The organism is Thalassotalea litorea (assembly GCF_005843925.1).
Taxonomy (GTDB): Bacteria; Pseudomonadota; Gammaproteobacteria; order Enterobacterales; family Alteromonadaceae; genus Thalassotalea_A; species Thalassotalea_A litorea_A.
The window spans coordinates 111993-130547 of sequence record NZ_VCBC01000011.1 but is presented as its reverse complement, the minus strand read 5'-3'; the positions used below and the strand labels follow the sequence as shown (position 1 = coordinate 130547).

The window sequence follows — 18555 nt, the reverse complement described above, 5'->3', positions numbered from 1 at the left end:
GCTTCAATCAGTAACGCTACTTAACTTCTACGATGCCGTAGTTATCAAGCAAAATGGATTCAGCATTGCCTAAACCGTATACATCCCAGAACATAAATACCGCAGTAGAAACATTCCAGTGATCCGGTACAGTCCACTCACCATTCCCCGATAATGGGTTAGTAAATTCAACCAGCTGCCAGTCGGTAGTCGGTTTTAAAGTTGCCGTCACAGTACCCGCTATCGCACGACGCGGGTCAAAGCCAGCCAAACCGTCACAACCATTACATAACCAAGGTAACAGGGTATGCTCAAGCTTAACGTCTTCGCCATCTGCAGGTAGTTGATTCAACTTAGCCCAAACGGAGAACTTAAAGGTACGACCAACAGAAGCTTCACCACGACCATAGGTCGCTGCATGGTAGTTAAATACCTGGTTCCACTGTTGTTGCACGACATTGAGTACTCCATTGGCATCGCCATTCGAAGTAATCTGTAATGCCATGCCATCAAAGCCGCCAGCAACATGTACCGCTGAAGGACCCCAGCCACCACCATTGAGACCTAAATCTGATACATAGAATGTCGTACCATCCGCATTTGGCTCAGGATCACAGGCATAGTTGCGTTGCGCGGTGACTTCAACCGTTTGGCTCTTCACGTCTTCACCTTCGGTAGCTCCGGTATAACCGGTTTTGTAACCTACAGTGATCGTCGCCATATCGCCGGTACCAAGATTGTTGGTAAAGCTTCCAGTTTTACCGAATCCACCCGTGTCTTCTTCACTCAGGTAAACCGCATTGCCAGCATCAACCGTCCAGTCATAGGTGTAATCACCCATTAACTCGTCATTCACAATGGTTGGTTCCACTTCAATACCAATTGCGGAACAAGTTGGTACGTTCTTAGTACCTAATGGCGCGCCTAGTTCATTGAAATCCTGGTTTGCCACACTTAAGTAAAAACCTGCTGTTACCGTTACATTTGCCGTTGCAGACAAGTTAGGATTCTCTTCACTGTATGCGGTTATTGTTGTTTCACCGCGCCCTTCACCAGTGATAAGTCCCATATCGTCTACGGAAGCGACGGTAATATCCTGAGTGGAATACGTCAGATTGGAATTACACGCGTAAGCTGGCAACGTTGCCGTCAAAGCCTGCTTGGTTTCGCCTGCCGCCAATTCAATATCAAAAGCCTGAACACCAGTAACCGGGTCACTGATGGCATTAATGGTAAAGGTTAGATTACGTTTTTCACCGGATTCTTGTGCTGGGTATTCATAACCATTATCAACAATGTAGGAAATGTTATAGGTAACGGTTTTTGGGAAATCCAGGTAGCCATCGCCGGTTGGATTACCGTCAGCATCGGTAGCACCACGTACATCGGTGTCATCACATAGTCGTAATGCCTCATCGAATTGATCGGTATTTACCAATAACTTGGTACCATCTTCAGAGACTGAAAACGGTGAAATGTATTGATTTTGACCAAGGCCCGGTATCTGCGGGGTAATAAATGATGGATGTGTCGCTTCAAACAGAAACTCACGGGTCAGTACTAAGCCATCAGACGTTGCCGTTAGCGGCTGGCCATCAACCATAGCACCTTGTAATAAATCAATTTCCAGTGTGCCTTCCATTTCATCGGTTTCAACCACAAATGGCTCTTCGCTGAAGGTTACCGGAAATTTGGAATTAAATTCGTAATCTTTGCCTTCTTCGACACCACAAGCGGCTATAGCTAGGCTTAGCGCTGAAACTGTCGTTAGTTTTTTCAGTAAGTGTGTTTTCATCTTACGTCTCCAATTTTTTACCCCGAGCCGCACAATAACAGCTCGGGTATATTTCTTGTTCTAAGGTTTTTAGTTTTGTCTAGAATACGGCTCTGACACCCAAACGGAAGTGACGGCCGTTGTTATATACGGCTACTGTCCGGTCTGACGTTACGCCGCCATCGAAATAGTTACCATCATCAAGAACAACCTCATCCGAGGTATTACGCTTATCGTACGCGGTGTAAAAATCACGTCGAACATCATCCGTCAGGTTGGTCGCCTGGAATGTAATACTTAGGTATTGGTTAATGGCATAACTAGAACTGAAATCTAAACGGCTCGTCGAATCTTGCCAAATTGCACCACCATAGATGCCATCATCGACAAGTTGCTCGCTACTAAAGCGGTGCGCAAGACGCAACATCAAGCCATATTTTTCATAGAATACTGTGGTGTTGGCGGAATGTTCAGGTGTGAATTCCATTGGTAACGGCTGAGTGTAATACCCTGTAGTTCCAATTTCTTCGACCTCATTTTCCGATTCCTGATAGGTGTAGTTGAAGCTCATACCTAGACCAGAAAGTACGCCCGGCAACATGTCATAGTTCTGGGTGTAACCAAACTCTAAGCCAGTAATTTGCGCGCCTACACCATTTTTAATGGTATCAATATTGGCGGTATGACATTCGATTTCCCAATTTGTCGAAGAGAAACCAGCAACATAGCGGTGCGGCATACATTGATCAGCACCACCAGGCATACGGTTGGCATCGTAATCCAATAACAAGTCGGCATCAGCTAACTCATACTGAGTTCGAACATCTTTATAGTGGAAAGGTGTGGTGATCTCACGCTCAATCTTTTTGATATCCTTATGGAAAAACGCAAGAGATACCATGCCTGATTCGTCAAAATACCATTCCCAGGACACATCAAGGTTTTTCGATTCCAATGCTTCGAGATTAGCATTACCAGAGAAGCCGTTGGCCGTATCATCCCAAACGTTTTCGCTAATACTTAATGCAGGGTTTAATGAATCGAATCGAGGTCTGGTCATGGTTTTAGAAACCGCGAATCGACCAATCATTTCATCATTAATGGCATAGTTTAGATTCAAGCTAGGTAACAAATACTCATGCGTTGCTGCACCTTTGACCGGCGCTTCACGACGAGACGAGTTGTCTTGATTACCATTAGGACCGACAAACGAGGTTGAGCGATCCAGATACGGCCAGATTTCACCCTGGTTACTAAAGCCCATATGGTTACGGCCAGATGCCGCCACTAAATTGCCATTTACATCGGTAATTTGATTGGGCAAACCATCCATACGCACGAGCTGTGGTGTATCACCGGTGTAATCGATATAGACCAAACGGTTGGTATCCATACCACCTGGTAATACCCAGTTTCCGTTCACATATGGCGTGGTAGCATCGTTGGTGTAATCATAACCATGGGTCAATGCCCAGTCCCAACAACCGGTTAACTGATCTTCATTGGCTGGAGCCCAGCGAGTGTCAGCATTACCACTGATAGGGTCAACACCTCGAATCGCTTCTGGACACTGCGGTGAACCTTCAATATCGCCAAGACGACGCTCAATTAGCAGGTTATATGGGTCCAGCATATGTGGTGCGCGGTAATAGTTAATACCACCTACACCTTCAGAGCGGTTATCATCTTTGACGTAGCGCAAACCGACATTACCGGTTAGACGTCCATCAAGTAATTCAAAATTAAGTTTTGCATAAGCGGCGATGGTATCGGTTTGAATATTTCGTGTACCCTGGGTATTTTCACTTACGCCTACGGTGCCAGCATCTCGACCAGAAAACTCTTCAACGGCTTTGTATGCATCAAGCATAGGCCAGCCCCCCCAGAATGCAGCACTTGTATCGCTCACAATACCTTCCCCGAAATTATCATATGGGAAGGCTTCACCTGACATCATATCGAGCACCCCGATAGACTGCATGCCCACGGTTTCATAGGACACATTCGGGTTGGAGTTATCAATTAACGCCGTACCGGTATTCACCGTTTCATTTTGGGTATAAACGTCTTTTTCACGCTCAGAGTATTTACCACCAAACTCGAGGGAAGTAATACCAAACTTGTCGATTTCCCAATCAAAATCAACACGCAGTGAAACGTTATTATCGGTCTGTTCGTTATCACGGAAGTTCAGAGAGCCTAAATGGTTTGCACGCAGATCAAACGGGTTAAAACGGCTTGTTACCGAAGTTACACTACCATCATAAGGGTCAAAAACTGCTGGGGTCTGACCCATACTGAATGAACATTCCTGACCTTGGCTACAATCATAACCAATAGGTTCAATAATATCCGCAGGCATATTATCTAAAATACCAGCGCCAGTTGTTCCCCAGGTCGCCGTAGACAAACCAATATGCTTAATGGTTTCATCTAAGGTGTTAGAGTAACCGGCAAGAACACTCATAGTGAGCGAGTCGGAAAAATCGTGTTCAATGGCAAGCGAGACCACATCGGTGGTTAAATCGCGTTCACCCTGGGTGCGGTTAAAGAAACCACTGGCCTGACGGGAATAAGAACTCACCAAAGTGTTGCTATCGAGATCAACCTGATTCCATTCGGTAACCGGGTCTTCTGGGCTTAACGACACCACGGGTGCGAAATTTAAACGGAAATTGTGATAATCCGTTTCTACATTTTGCTGAGTATGGGTGATATCTAGCTGAATATTGGTGCTATCCAATGGTTGCCATTCAATCCCTGATGAAATTGTCATTCGATCACGGGTGTTGGTAGAAATAGAAACATCTGTAAAATCGCGGGCAGTTACATAAAGATCGCCTTCTACTAACGCTTGTGTTTCCGGATCATAGTTTAATAGACTCTCGATTGGATTCAGGATCTTATTGCCAGCTTCATCAAGAACATAGCTGCCATCATCATTGCGTTGGTAACCCAATACCCGAATCGGCTTACCTGTTGCCGCATCGGTTGCAGTACGGCCGCTACTAGCGTCTAAATCAACGATTTCCAATGCAGATTCAATATAGGTTGAGTTTAAACGGTCTTGTCTGGTCTCTTGTCTGTCTTTCGTCGCAGTAATGATGAAACCTAACGTATCGTCCATAAATTTATCGGCAAAACTACCAACAATGGAGCCATCATACTTATCAGAAAAATCATTGTAACGCGCTTCAACGCTCAATGATTTTCGACTTTCATTCAACTGCAATGGTTTAACGGTTCGCAGAACAACCGTTGCACCTAGTGAACCTTCTTCCTGGTCTGCTGACGATGTTTTGATAACATCAATGGAGGAGAGTATATCGGATGAGAACGAGCTTAGATCGACACTTTGAGTAGATTCAGCGTTTGCCTGATCACCTGAAAGACCACTGGTTAGCGAGACACCATTCATGGAAATCTGGTTCATATCCGGATTGGTACCACGAATTGAAATTCGTGCGCCTTCACCACCTTCTTCAATAACACTAACGCCCGTTACACGAGATAACGCATCGGCAATGTTTTTATCGGTTGATTTACCGACATCTTCGGCGTGAATTGAATCACTGACGCTGTCGTTAAATTTTTTGGCGTTGATCGCTTTTCTTAAGCTGCCCTTAAAGCCAGTAACTTCAATAACTTCAATTTCGCTACTTTCCGTTTCCGGACGTTCAACAGCTTCTTCAGCCGAAGCTTGCTGCTGCTCTTGAGCTACAGCTTGCTGTGCCATCAAAGACGCAATGATTGCGGCGGTAATTGCCGAAACCTTAAAATTGTGTCTCATTCCCCTCTCCTCTTGTTGTCATTATTTTTTAAGAAAAAGGCTCTGATTTACACCAGTTAATCCAATAAAGACATGCATTATTGAGTTAACAACATCGGGTGTACTCCCAGACTCCCATTTTCGCTTGGTTTTATGTTTTAACTTTCTGTTATTTCACTTTATTTGAGCGCTTGCTGCCTTCCACCGGTTTTAGGTGGTACATATCCATTCGCTCAATGTCGTAATTTTCAAATTGTCTTTTTAACAGCCAACGCGGTCGTTCAAGTTTCGACTCCCAGGCAAATAGCTGCTTAAACATATCCCGAACCTTTTCCGGATGCTCCGCCGCCAGGTCGTATTGTTCTTTTAAGTCTTCGCTGATGTTATAAAGTTGCGCTGGTCGATCGGGAAAGCGCATCAATTTCCAATCGCCAACGCGAATGGTGCCACGTACGTCTTTTTTCCAAAAAAGCACTTCATGTGGACGTTCTTGCGTGTCTTCGGTTAAGAAAGGCACAAGATCAACGCCATCGATGTCAGTTAACTGATCCGCATCACCGTTCGCGGCAGCATAAAATGTGGGTAACAGGTCCATTTGGCTAATTGGATAACGGTATTTGCTACCGGCTTGTATATGTGCAGGCCATTTCATCAGAAACGGTACGCGTAAGCCGCCTTCTAAATGATTTGATTTAGTACCACTTAGAGGCCAGTTGCTTGATGCATTGCGATCACTGGGACCACCATTATCATTGGTAAAAACCACAATGGTGTTTTCTTCAAGGCCAAGCTCTTGCAGTTTGTCGAGGATTTTCCCAGTGGCTCGATCCAACGCTAAGGTCATCGCCGCTAAGGTTTTACGCTCGCCGGTTAATTCAGGGAATTTGTCCAGATCTTCTTGGGTTGCATCCATTGGCGTGTGTACCGCGTTGAATGAAACAAAGGCAAAAAATGGCGTTTTCTTTTGAGCATTGCGCTCAATAAAATCAATGGTTTCATCGGCCAACACATCAGTCAGATAGCCTTCGTGTTCGCCCATCACTTTAAAATTACGCTCCATCCAGTCCAGCGGACTAGGTGGCGCTTTTGAATACGAGAAATAACTGCGAGCACCACCCCTGAAACCATAAAACTCATCAAATCCACGCTTTAGCGGATGAAATTTATCAGCACCGCCCAGATGCCATTTACCGTAAAATGCGGTGGCATACCCTTGAGACTTGAGATAATCGCCCATGGTTTTCTTATCAACCGGGATCCCCATATCGTTGTTATCTGCCGCCGAGTTCGGACTCATGTAGCCCGGCACATTGTTTTCTTCAAAGCCAAAACGCTGCTGATACATACCTGTCATCAGGCCGGCACGTGAAGGGCCACAAGTTGGGTCGGTAACATAGGCTTGTTCAAACAGCACACTTTGTTCAGCTAGCTCATCCAAACGCGGCGTTTTAAATTCTTTGCTGCCGTGAAAACCAAAATCGCCATAACCAGCGTCATCTGCCAGCAATAAAATGATATTTGGTTGTTGCTGTTGTTCTTGCTCAGTTGCTGCCTGCAACGTCAACGGCAATACCGCCAAAATGAGTAAAATTAACTTCTTCATATTATTCATTCACCAATACAGAAACGCGTTTTAACGTCATGTATTCTTCTAAACTGTATTTCGAGCAGTCTTTCCCAACGCCTGATTGTTTTAATCCGCCATGAGGTAACTGCACCGAGTAATGGGCTTCGTTAATACAAACACTGCCGGCCTGAATTTTTTCCGCAGCCTGCAAACCGCGTTGCAAGTTTGTGGTATAGACGTAAGCCGCCAGACCAAACTCGTTATCATTGGCAATGGCAAGAATGTCGTCATTATCCGAAAATGGCAGTACCGCAAGCACCGGACCAAAAATCTCTTCCTGAACCACAGACATGGTTAAATCAACGTCAGCAATAATGGTCGGTTGCAGGTAAAAGCCGTTACCGGCAAGCTTGTCGCCACCGGTAATTACCTTGGCACCATTGGATACTGCCTGTTCAATCAAACCAATAACGCGATCGCGCTCTTTGCCATTGATCATCGGACCCATTAAGCGACCTTCACCGCGACCCGCCTGCAGGGTTAATTCTTCTGCACGTTTACCCGCACGAGTTAAAAACTCTAAGTAAACGGACTCATGGACAAAACAGCGATTCGGAGATACACAAACCTGACCAGAGTTAGCAAATTTCAAATCAACGATATCCTGAACTGCTTTGTCTAAGTCGGCATCGTCGTATACAACAACCGGGGCGTTACCACCAAGTTCAACGGAAAAATGCTTTAAGTTAGTCAGGGAGTTCTTCATACAGTTCACACCGGCATTGGTGGAACCTATCATGGTGAACAACTTGGTTTTATCGCTGGTTAATAGCGGATCGGTAACATTGTACTGATCGCTGGAAATCATATTGATGACGCCGGATGGGATCCCAGCCTCTAGCGCGATCTCGGCACATCGCAGACTTGCCAATGGCGTGACCTGAGAGGGTTTGATAATGGTTGAGCAACCTGCAGCCAATGCCGGACCAATTTTATAGCCAACATTGAGCAATGGAAAATTCCAGGCCAGATAACCGACCACAACACCAAGTGGCTGGCGACGCATGTAATGTAAAAATCGACCGTCGGGATCAGGGATAACCGGTTGTTCAATGCGCTTAGCTTCTTCAATAAAGTAACGTAAACAGGTTACCAGCATGCCAAAGTCATATTCCGCATTGTCATAGGGTTTACCGGTTTCTGAAATCAGAATGCTGATGATATCTTCTTTGTTTGCTTCCAATAGGTCGGCATAGGCCAAAATCAGCGTTTCTCGCTGACTTAATGGCATTGAAGACCATAATGCAAAACCTTTATCTGCGGCAACTAAAGCCTGTTCAATGTGCTCTGGTTCAGCCTGAGGGGCATGTGCTACCACCTCACCTGTCGCCGGATTTAATACTGCAAAGGTTTCTTTGCTGCTGATTAGCTGACCATCAATCAGCATTTTATATTGAGCGTTCATAATGTTTCTGTCGTACTCACGTTAAATTCTTTCAACATATCCAAATCAATCTGGACACCTAATCCGGGCTCTGATGGCACGATTGCCTGACCCGAAACGACGCTGATATTGCGCGTGTAGAGTTGATCTCTTAATGGGTTTTCAGTGCGATCGTATTCCAGCAATAATTTCTTTTCTTCCGCACGACCTGGCTCTGGATAAGCGGTTGCTAAAAAGTGCACGGCCGCTGCCAGATTCAATTGCGTACCCCAAACATGGGGGATCATATTTAACCCTTGCGCCGAAGCTAAGGCACGGATTTTCAATGCTTCACTCGGACCGCCACAATAGGCTAAATCAGCCTGAACCAGCTGTACGCCACCTGTTTTTAACAGGCGTTGAAATCCATATCGAGTTTGTTCACATTCGCCAGTAGCAATGGCAACGGAAGTTTGGTCCTGAAGTTGACGGAATAATTCGGGGTGTTCGGGTGAAAGGGGCTCTTCAAACCAGACGTAGTTATGTTGCTCTAACACCTTGGCAATGCGAATGGCTTCCGGCAAGTCATAAGCGTGGTTTGAGTCTGCGGCCAAAATTGTATTAGGCAGTGCCTGGCGCATCGCAACAATCAACTGCTCATCAAAGTCTGGGTTCTTACCGACTTTGATTTTCATTGCTTTGTAACCTTGTTCAGCGTACCCGATTGCTTCTTCGACTAACACTTTTAGCAGCATCTGCTCGGGTAAGTCTTGAAAATACATGCCGGTGGCGTAGCAGTCAATACGATCTCTAAGCTTGCCGCCCATTAACTGGCTGACACTCACATTCAGAGCTTTGCCTTTGAGATCCCATAGGGCCATGTCGATACCGGACATACCGGCCATCATGATGCCTGAACGAGAAAAATCTAACGATGCTCGCCACATATGATGCCAAATAGCATCCGTGCCAAGAGCGTCCATAGCTAAGATTCGTGGCGCATAAAATTTTTCAATGGCGCCCTGGATAACATCGGCAGGACCATAACACTCACCCCAACCTGATAATCCTGTATCAGTAATGACTTCGACTAATAGCACGTTGCGCTGATTATAAGACCATTGAGAAAACCCAAAAGGTTGTTGCAATTCACAGCGCACATGGTGCGTTTTTATACATTCTATTTTCATCATTTGCCTGGTTATAAAGTCGTCCCTACTGGGAAGTGTTACGGGAAAAAACAAATCTTTTCTACATTATGACACCAATATAAACATATGATGTTTATATAATCAATATTTTTAATAACATTAAACAATGTTTTTCACCCACAACAGTGAGTTAAAACTAACCATACAGCTGCCTTTTTCGAGCAAGTAACTGGTAGACCTGAGGTGAGCGCGTGTTTACTCACCAACAAGAGCAAGTAAACACCGGTGGAAGGGATTATCTTAACGAAAGGTAACCATAAAAAAGCTCAACAATAATGTTGAGCTTTTGTTAAGTAAATGGTCATTTACAATATTTTCAGGTAAGCAAGTACCATTCAGGTTGTGGTGCTAATGCAATACACCTGTGACATCAAACTCACGGAAGCCGACATTTTGAGTACCTGGTGCTTCCACCACTAAGCGAATACGGCTTGCGGTCAGTGCGCTATCTGGCGTTGCATAAGTCCAACCGTTGACATTCGCATTGACCCAGGGAACCATGTCTTCCCAATTACCATTGTTGTATCGTTGCACTTTCCAGCGTGAGATTTGATAACTCGGAGCATTATCTTCTCTTACCGCAAACTCAAATTGACTGGCGGTGGTAAACAAATATTCAATCCAAACCGTTTCACCTATACCACTTTCCGTCGCTCTTGCTTCAACCACAAGATTGTCATCGTGAACATTAATAATTCGGTTGGGATCCCAATTTCCGCTATCAACACTATAGGTCGTCGCATTTGCCAGCGGCACCGGGTCACCAGTCGGTGGGGCAACAGGTTCGCTCACGGTTATCGATACCTGATCAGTCAGATCATTAACCGTTGTCACTGTAATATTGACGGTACCTGCGCCGACGGCGCTAATATTGCCGTTAGCATCGACCGTAGCAACCCCAGTATTGCTCGAGGCGTAAGTTACACTAAGATCATCGGCATCAGTCGGGGTGATGGTCACCGTTGTGGTTGTGGAATCACCCACATTTAATTCCGTATTCGCCACCACTAAGGTAACCGATGTTGCCGGATTTGCTGGATTTTGTGGTTCGCCAGATGAAGGTTGACCACCGATGACTAATTCAAAGTCATCGACATAGTACTGGCCGCCCTGATTATTCCACATCCAAAGGTTATAATTGTCTGCATTGTTCCCGGTTGTAAACGTAATCGACTGCTGCACATAGGTCTGGCTGGTAAATAGTGAGTTTTCAATAAAGGTATTGGTACTCAGATTCGTAACGCCGATATAGAAAGACTGACCTTGTCCACCAACTCGGCCCCAGACCGATAAGGTATATTGCGTGTTGGGTTCAAGCACTAACTGCTGATTCACGCCACCATTGCCATTTATAAGCGCGGCATTGTTTCCACTGTGGGCATTATTATTGATGACGTTACCGCCATTAATGGTCCAGTTAGCCGCGCCCTCTTCAAAGCCGGGGTTGAGCATAAGATTCACCGGCACTTCTGGTACCTCAACCGCAACCACGGTTATTTGTACCGTCGCCGTCAAGTCATTCACGGTCGTTGCGGTGATATCGACCACGCCTTCGGCATGGGCCACCACCACACCAGCACCATTAACACTGGCGATGCTGTCGTTGCTTGAAGTAAAGGTAACCGTTACATCGTCTGCATCCGCTGGCGTTACCGTTGCAGTTAAGGTGGTACTTTCATCTATCGTCAGCTCGGTAACGGGTGATGTCAGGCTGATAGCAGTAGCAGGATTGGCCGGAACTTCAGGCTCGACGGTGCCGGTAACCACCAATTCGAAATGATCAGCATAATATTCACCGCCCTGGTTATTCCATAACCAAATGTTGTAATTATCATTACTCTCGCCGGTGGTAAAGGTGATGGACTGTTGTACATAGCTAGTGCTCTCAAACAGGGTATTTTCGATAAAGGTACCCGTGGTTAAGTTAGTAACCCCCACATAGAAAGACTGACCCGCACCGCCAACACGTCCGAAAGCTGACAAGGTATAAATGGTATTGGCTTCAAGGACGATTTGTTGATTCGCCCCGCCATTGCCATTCACCAACACACCATTGGTACCACTGTAGCTAAAGTTGCTAATACTACCGCCATTGATGGTCCAGTTTGCAGCGCCCGCTTCAAAACCCGGGTTTAACAAAATGCCACCCGGCTCTGGTATCGCCGGTGGTGCTACATTGACCGTTACCGAATCGGTTAAATCATTCACAGTCGTGGCTGTAATAATCGCAGTGCCGACCGCAAGGCTGGCTACCAAGCCATTACCATCAACGGTGGCCACGGTTTGGTTGGATGAGGTGTAAGTCACGCTCGTGTCATCAGCATCTGCTGGTAACACCTGAGCGCTGACCGTGGTTGTTTCACCAATAATCAAATTGGCATCAACAATCGACAGATTAACTGACGTCGCAGGATTTGCGGGATCTATGGGATCCGTTGGCGTTTCTCCCGATAATGCTAGTAACAAAGTATCAATGGCAAAACCGGTTTCTGGGTCGGCAATAATGTGTTGCGCAGGAACACCCGGACTTATCCAGTTAGCCGGAATATTTCCGAACACCCTAGGGTCAGGTTGCATCGGCTGACGGCGCGGATCGTCCAAGGCGGTTAAGTTTTGATTTAAGGTAAGCGCAGCAATGCTCAGACCTGCAGGTGCCGTTTGCGTGTGACAACTCAGGCAAAAGGCATTTTGGCTTGAATCAGGTCGCGGAGCATCTAACAATAGCGGTCCTTCCGGGAAGTTAATATCATCACGAACACCGGTTAAACCATCAGCGATATTACCAAGGTGCGCAGCATAATCCGCAGTATAATCGTGATAACAAACATACTGGCTGTAAGTTGGTTTACCGTTGTTATTCAGGACTTGACTGAGTTGGTTATGGGTAGCAGCAGGCACAGTATTGGCAACCGCACTCCAGTCTCTGCCGGTCCAGTTAGTAACGCTGCCGTTGATACCGGCTAAGGTGCCGCTGGCATGATTACAGGCAACTTCGGCATTAACCTGCTCGGCGAACGCTTTAAAGTTATCAATCCAGCCGGTAAAACCCGTTGCATCACCAAGGCCGATAACCAGGTTACCTGGGGTTAAGGTAAACAGGGATGCATTGTTGCTGGTAAAGGTATCAATCTCCATGCCATTAACAAAGGTGCTAATGGTTTGATTGCGATTGCTCAGTTGGAAACCAAGATGAGTCCAGGCATTGGCATTGATGGTCTGAGTCGATGTGACAACATGTACCTCCTGGCCGCTAGCATTAACGAATACAATTTGATTGGTATTGCGAACCCGAATTTCGCTGCCATCCGGGAAAGCGATCAGACTGCGAGTGCCGGTTGTGGTTCTTGGATCGATAAAAATACTGTAATACCAGCTCGTTGCAAGAACATCGCGGGTTTGCATCGGGATCTCAAACTGTAGTCCAGCAGTATCGCCATCAAGCCAAAAGCCTTTACCATGGATACCGCCATGGGCAATATACTCGGCTCGCCCTTCACCTAAAATTTCCCCCCGACTTGGGATACGCCATTCAGAATCGGGGATATTTCCGGATAAATCGGGCAATCCACCAGTGGCAGCATTTTGCAAATAGCCTTCGCGCAAATCACGGTTGGCATTGCCCCCCTGGGTAAACCCCATCCAGACCGCATGCGCCATGTTGGCGTTGATAAAACTATTTGGATTCAGGTAATCATCAAACGCAACCTCATCACTAGAACGGCCGGTGCTCATTAACCAGGTCACATCCGCCGGTGTTACCGGGCGCATATTAAGGTGATAATTAAATCGGTGTTCGTTAGAGTCGAAGAAGGTGGTATTGCCTGAGTTGCTATCCGGCAATTGTCTCGGATTATTCAAATTATTACGACGACGGTTACGGGAATCTCCGACTCGCATATACCGCTCCGCGTAATTAGCGCCTTCATATAGTTCCAGCATCCGATGCTGGGAATCTAAGGTTCTAATTGGGAAATCAATATTGTTGAGCTGGTTATCCAAAACCACCATCTTGCCGCGGGTCCAAAGCCCCATCATTACCCGACCATTTAGTTTAGAGTGCTCTTCAAAGTCACCATTACAACCGAATCCAGGTACACAATCGATGTCCAACCCTTCACTTTGGGCATAATCATTTAAACGAGTAAAATAGGTCGTAAACGTAATATTATCGCCATCTTTATCCATCCACGGATAGGTACCAAATTCATAGTCTTCTTCGATCAGACGACCTTCGGAGTCGCGAAAAGGATGCATTGCCAGGCCATAGCGTTGATTGATAGTGTTATCGAACGGCGCATGACCCATCGGACGGATATCCGTATTTTGCCATTGTCTGACATCACAGGCCTGAGCGATCTGTTGGTTACCATCATTATCTGTGTAAGTCGGATTATCCGGATTTTGCGGTACCAGATAAGCGATGTCGGAACTGGAATTACGGCGGGTGCCGTCATTGTCATACCAACTATAATTGCTGCTAGGGTCGACTCGCATCGTCATCATTCTGCCATCACTAGTAATGGTTGGTTCAAAGAACGAATCGATATTAAAGACATTCCCGGTAATTTCCCGAAGTTCAGTTACCTCAACAATCTGGGCATTTACGGTTTTAGGGTTTTCCACACGAACTCTGAGCTCGGTGCCAAACAGTTGCCGCGAGTTGCTTCCATTGTTGGCACGTATGACAGTTAAATCATAGCAATCATCGGCACCATTAGGATTCGCTCCATTGATATCACAGGTAAATGGATTGCGAACCGCAGAGTTAGGCGCCATAGTCGGATCGCACAGGCCCGCGTGACCGCTACCACCATCTCCGGCGACAGTATTATTGCGCACGCCAGCCTCTAACGGCGCAAACTGATTTGGGTTCGCGAGAATAAACGTTCCCGCTGGTGAATTCATAAACGGCGCATCCATCTTTTCAGGTACCTGCAGACGAAATGCTACCTGCAATCCGGTGTCCAGATATTCGGGACGATGAGCCAGACCAACACGACCATCAGCACTGGTTTGCAGCGGTGGAATGGTGGGTTTGATGTATTGTAAGTTTTCTTGGGTGTGAACTTGCCGTTCAATGGTTGGCACTTCAGGGAGTGCCAGCACCTGTGCTGACAGCAAGGTTAATACGAAAGCAGATTTTATTATTTTCATTAGTTTCTCCTAACAAAATCACACTTCCATATGTTGATTTTTCATCGGGTTTAATGGTCATTTAACCTTACGTTGATAGCGTTATCGTTTGGTTTCGTTTTTGACCTGAGTTATTTTACTGCACACCTAAAACATATGATGTTTAAGAAAGATCTATGATTGAATAAATCTCATCTATGTTGCTTGAGAATATATCTATGAATTGCAAAGATCAAATTCTAAGCAGAAAATTTTCTTTCAGGATTACAATAAAAACGTTTCAAGATAGGGAGTTAGAGCTTCTTCGTTGCTGTTAGCCCTTTAACACGTTGGTGTTGAAACGTCTTATCGAAATGACAGCCAACCGGAATTTTAGAAAATTATTCTTGAGACAATGATGAAAAAGCCAGGTAGTCACGATGTACTACCTGGCTTTTTAGGGGGAGAAACGAGTTATTTGCTTTCGATTTTGAACGTTTCAGAAAATCTTGGCATATCATGCTGACGCCATTGATCGCCTTCTTCATGGATATGGAACCAGCGTGGTGGCACATTCGACCAACTCCAGTGAGCAACATCACGGATCATATCTGCCAGTAGCTGCGGATGCTTAGCACTTAAATCGTGCTGTTCACCAATATCGTTTTCGACATCGAACAATTGCCACCTGCCAGAGGCTTTGGTTCGTACCGCTTTAAACTGATCGCGACGAACCGAGACATCATGTGCGCCTAAACGGTGTCGCATCAGAAACAAACTCTCACCGGCGCGGACATTTTCATCCGTTATGACAGACGGCCAGATATCCTTACCATCGAGCGTCTTACCCGCAGGCAATGTGGCATTAGCAAGATTTACAAAGGTTGGGTACAAATCCAATGCGGATACTGGATATGCATAGGTTCCTGTTTCTTTTAGCCCATTAGGCCAATGCATCATCATCGGGACTCTGTGGCCACCTTCATGCGCACTGCCCTTACCTTCACGTAACGGTTTATTCACCCCGCCTCGGGAAACCTTGCCGCCGTTATCACTCAAAAATACGATTAAGGTGTTATCGAATTGCTTATTTGCTTTTAGCGTCGATACAATATTTTGTAAACCGCGATCCACAGACCAGACCATCGCCGCATAGGTGCGACGCTTTTTGTCTTTAATATGGGAGAATTTCGCTAAGTCTTCTTCGGTGGCTTCCAGCGGTACATGGGGCGCGTTATAAGCCAGGTATAAGAAAAATGGCTGATCTTTTTTCTCTGCGGCTTTGTTTATAAAGTTTACCGCCTCACGGGATAAGGCATCGGTAATGTACTCAGTTTCGCGAACTTCTTTGCCATTGTATTCCAGCGGCGTGATGTAATCGTTTAATCGCTGTAAACCCTGCTTACGCAGTCGTTCATATTGCGGACGATATTCAGAAGGAAAATACTTATGACCACCGCCTAAAAACCCATAGAATTCATCAAAACCGCGGCTATTCGGATGATAGGGTTGCTCTTCGCCTAAATGCCACTTACCGATTGCACCGGTAAAATAACCGGATTGTTGCAAGGTCTTACTGATAAATTGCTCTTTGACATCGATGCCTGTGCTCGAACCATTCACCGGCAAATTAAATTGCGAGCCAATTTTATGGGGATAACGACCGGTCATTAGTGCTGCGCGGCTAGGTCCGCAAAATGGATGGGCCACATAGGCAGAGCTAAATACCATACCGTCGTTTGCCAAAGCATCGAGGCTGGGTGTCTGAATATCGGTTTTATAATTATTAAAACCAACATCGGCATACCCTTGATCATCGGTGAGCACCAATAGAATATTTGGACGCTCGCTACCGGGCTCACTGCTATCAGCCCATGCGCTACTGATCGAAACCAATAGACTCGCTAACAGCGTTAATATTGTTATTTTTTTATAAACCATAATCTTTATGAATATCCTTTACACCCTTTAAAGATAAGCTTTCGCGTGATGGGTTAACTTTTCTAATGAAGGGTCTTCAACCCGTTTCAGCTCCTGTTTTAGCAGCTCGACCATCATCGCAATCTGTTTCTTATATTGTTTATTATTGATTTGATTGGTCACCTCACCAGGATCGTTTTGCAAATCGTAAAACTCGTCACGATTATCTCCAGGATTCCAGACAAACTTAAACTCTGGCGTGCGCACCGCGCGAATACCAAACCAGCTGCCGTTGTACCATTCATATGCATATAGCGCTAAATCCAGTTGCCCCTTTTCGGCTGCATCACCCTGCTCCATCAATGGTATCAGCGTATGTCCATCCTCATCACCATCACTGTCTAGCAACATCCAATCGGCTAGTGTTGCGGTAACGTCAACGACTGAGACCTGACGATTGACCACTCTGGATTCTAACTCAGGATTTTTCATTAATAACGGCATCCGCATCAATTCATCATAGGCATAGGGGCCCTTATCATAGAGCGTATGTTCACCGAGCATACTGCCCTGATCGCCCCATAACACAATATGCAAATCCTCATAAATACCTTCATCTTTGGCACTTTGTAAAAGGTCGCCAATGATTCTGTCGACCATAGCAATGGCTCCGTAGTAATAAGCACGGGCCTTGCGCCAATCCTGATCGCTCATATGACCAACATCATGCCAGGGCCACCAAATACCATCCTGAGCCAGTGGTTTAAAGACGCGTTTTGCCAGGTGGTTTGATGGCAGTTCAATGTCATTGGGATCGAACATGCTGGCGTACGGCTCTGGTACCCGATAGGCAGGGTGTGGTTGATTAAAGCTGATAACCCCAAAAAATGGGCGTTCATCTTCTGCCATTTGTTGTAGCATTTGCTTACCAGCAAGCATTTTCTTGTAAGCAACGGTATCCTCATAGGCACCATCTAACGTCATATAGTATTCGTGCTTCTCGTCGTTTTTATCGAGTTTGCCCTGATAATAGCCGGCGATTTGATCTACTTTACTGTAGGGTGTGTATACTCGGGAAAACCTTTGCCTTGGTTCATGACCATGAGCCAAATCTATCTCAGCGCCACGAATTTCGGTGCCACGAGCTCCTAAGTGCCACTTGCCAACATGTCCAACTAAATATCCCGCATCGGAGGCTCGACGCAACAAGCCACCTTCTTTTGGATCTAATTCGGCAAGGCGTGTGGTATACAGTTCTACGTTGTCATCGAGACCAGTTTTATGACCCCATCGCCCTGTATAAAAAGCGGCACGGGAAGGAGAACATAAACCCGTCGTGGTCATGGCATTATCAAAACGAGTTGATTCACTCGCCAACTGATCGATATTCGGAGTGTGAACCGGGCCACCTCGATACGAAAACGTATCAAAGCGCATGTCATCAAACATCAGTATCAAGACATTCGGTTTTTTCTCAGCTTTCGATGGTTTTGCATCAGTCGCCTGGACTTCAACGGCCGTGGCGATGACAAACGCAAGCATTAAGCACAATGATTTGGAAACATTATTAAACATAGTGATTGACCCAGTGCATGGATTTTTCTGCGGTTTGCGAAACAAGGCTGTAGTCTTCTGGACTGGTTCCAGACCAAAAAAAACCGCTAGGAACATTTCAAACTTGATTGCATAACACACTTCATATATGACGTATTTAAACATAATATGTTTCAGTGCGTAAACAGAAACTTAATAATCCACCTCAAAATTGAATCGCGTTTATACGTATGATGTTTGATAATG

The 18555-nt window shown here is 45.7% G+C and carries 8 protein-coding genes; all 8 read right to left on the bottom strand.

Going from position 1 to position 18555, the window contains the following annotated elements; translation table 11 throughout:
• Nucleotides 1-16 precede the first annotated feature (16 nt).
• The 8 genes from FE810_RS12055 to FE810_RS12020 all read right to left on the bottom strand — a co-directional run bounded on the left by FE810_RS12055 (nt 17) and on the right by FE810_RS12020 (nt 18330).
• Nucleotides 17-1774, bottom strand: coding sequence for an Ig-like domain-containing protein (locus FE810_RS12055; protein WP_138320311.1), 1758 nt, complete (start codon nt 1772-1774; stop codon nt 17-19).
• Nucleotides 1775-1853: 79 nt separating this feature from the next.
• Nucleotides 1854-5543: a TonB-dependent receptor gene (locus FE810_RS12050; protein WP_138320310.1), complete on the bottom strand. Its 3690-nt coding sequence runs from the start codon at nt 5541-5543 to the stop codon at nt 1854-1856.
• 148 nt (nt 5544-5691) lie between these two features.
• A complete protein-coding gene (locus FE810_RS12045; RefSeq protein WP_138320309.1) occupies nt 5692-7125 on the bottom strand; it encodes a sulfatase-like hydrolase/transferase in 1434 nt (477 codons plus the stop codon).
• A gap of 1 nt (nt 7126) precedes the next feature.
• Complete coding sequence (locus FE810_RS12040) at nt 7127-8554, bottom strand: aldehyde dehydrogenase family protein (protein ID WP_138320308.1); 1428 nt, start codon at nt 8552-8554, stop codon at nt 7127-7129.
• Entirely contained in the window at nt 8551-9705 is a 1155-nt protein-coding gene (locus tag FE810_RS12035; protein ID WP_246037043.1) for a mandelate racemase/muconate lactonizing enzyme family protein, read from the bottom strand. The genes FE810_RS12040 and FE810_RS12035 overlap by 4 nt, the downstream gene beginning before the upstream one ends.
• A 366-nt stretch (nt 9706-10071) precedes the next feature.
• On the bottom strand, nt 10072-14877 hold the full coding sequence (locus tag FE810_RS12030) for an Ig-like domain-containing protein (protein WP_138320307.1): 4806 nt from the start codon (nt 14875-14877) through the stop codon (nt 10072-10074).
• A 432-nt stretch (nt 14878-15309) separates the two neighbouring features.
• Nucleotides 15310-16776 (bottom strand): sulfatase-like hydrolase/transferase, encoded by a 1467-nt coding sequence (locus FE810_RS12025; RefSeq protein ID WP_138320306.1) that lies wholly within the window; start codon nt 16774-16776, stop codon nt 15310-15312.
• 27 nt (nt 16777-16803) lie between these two features.
• Nucleotides 16804-18330, bottom strand: a complete 1527-nt coding sequence (locus FE810_RS12020; protein WP_246037042.1) for a sulfatase-like hydrolase/transferase — start codon at nt 18328-18330, stop codon at nt 16804-16806.
• Nucleotides 18331-18555: the final 225 nt, after the last annotated feature.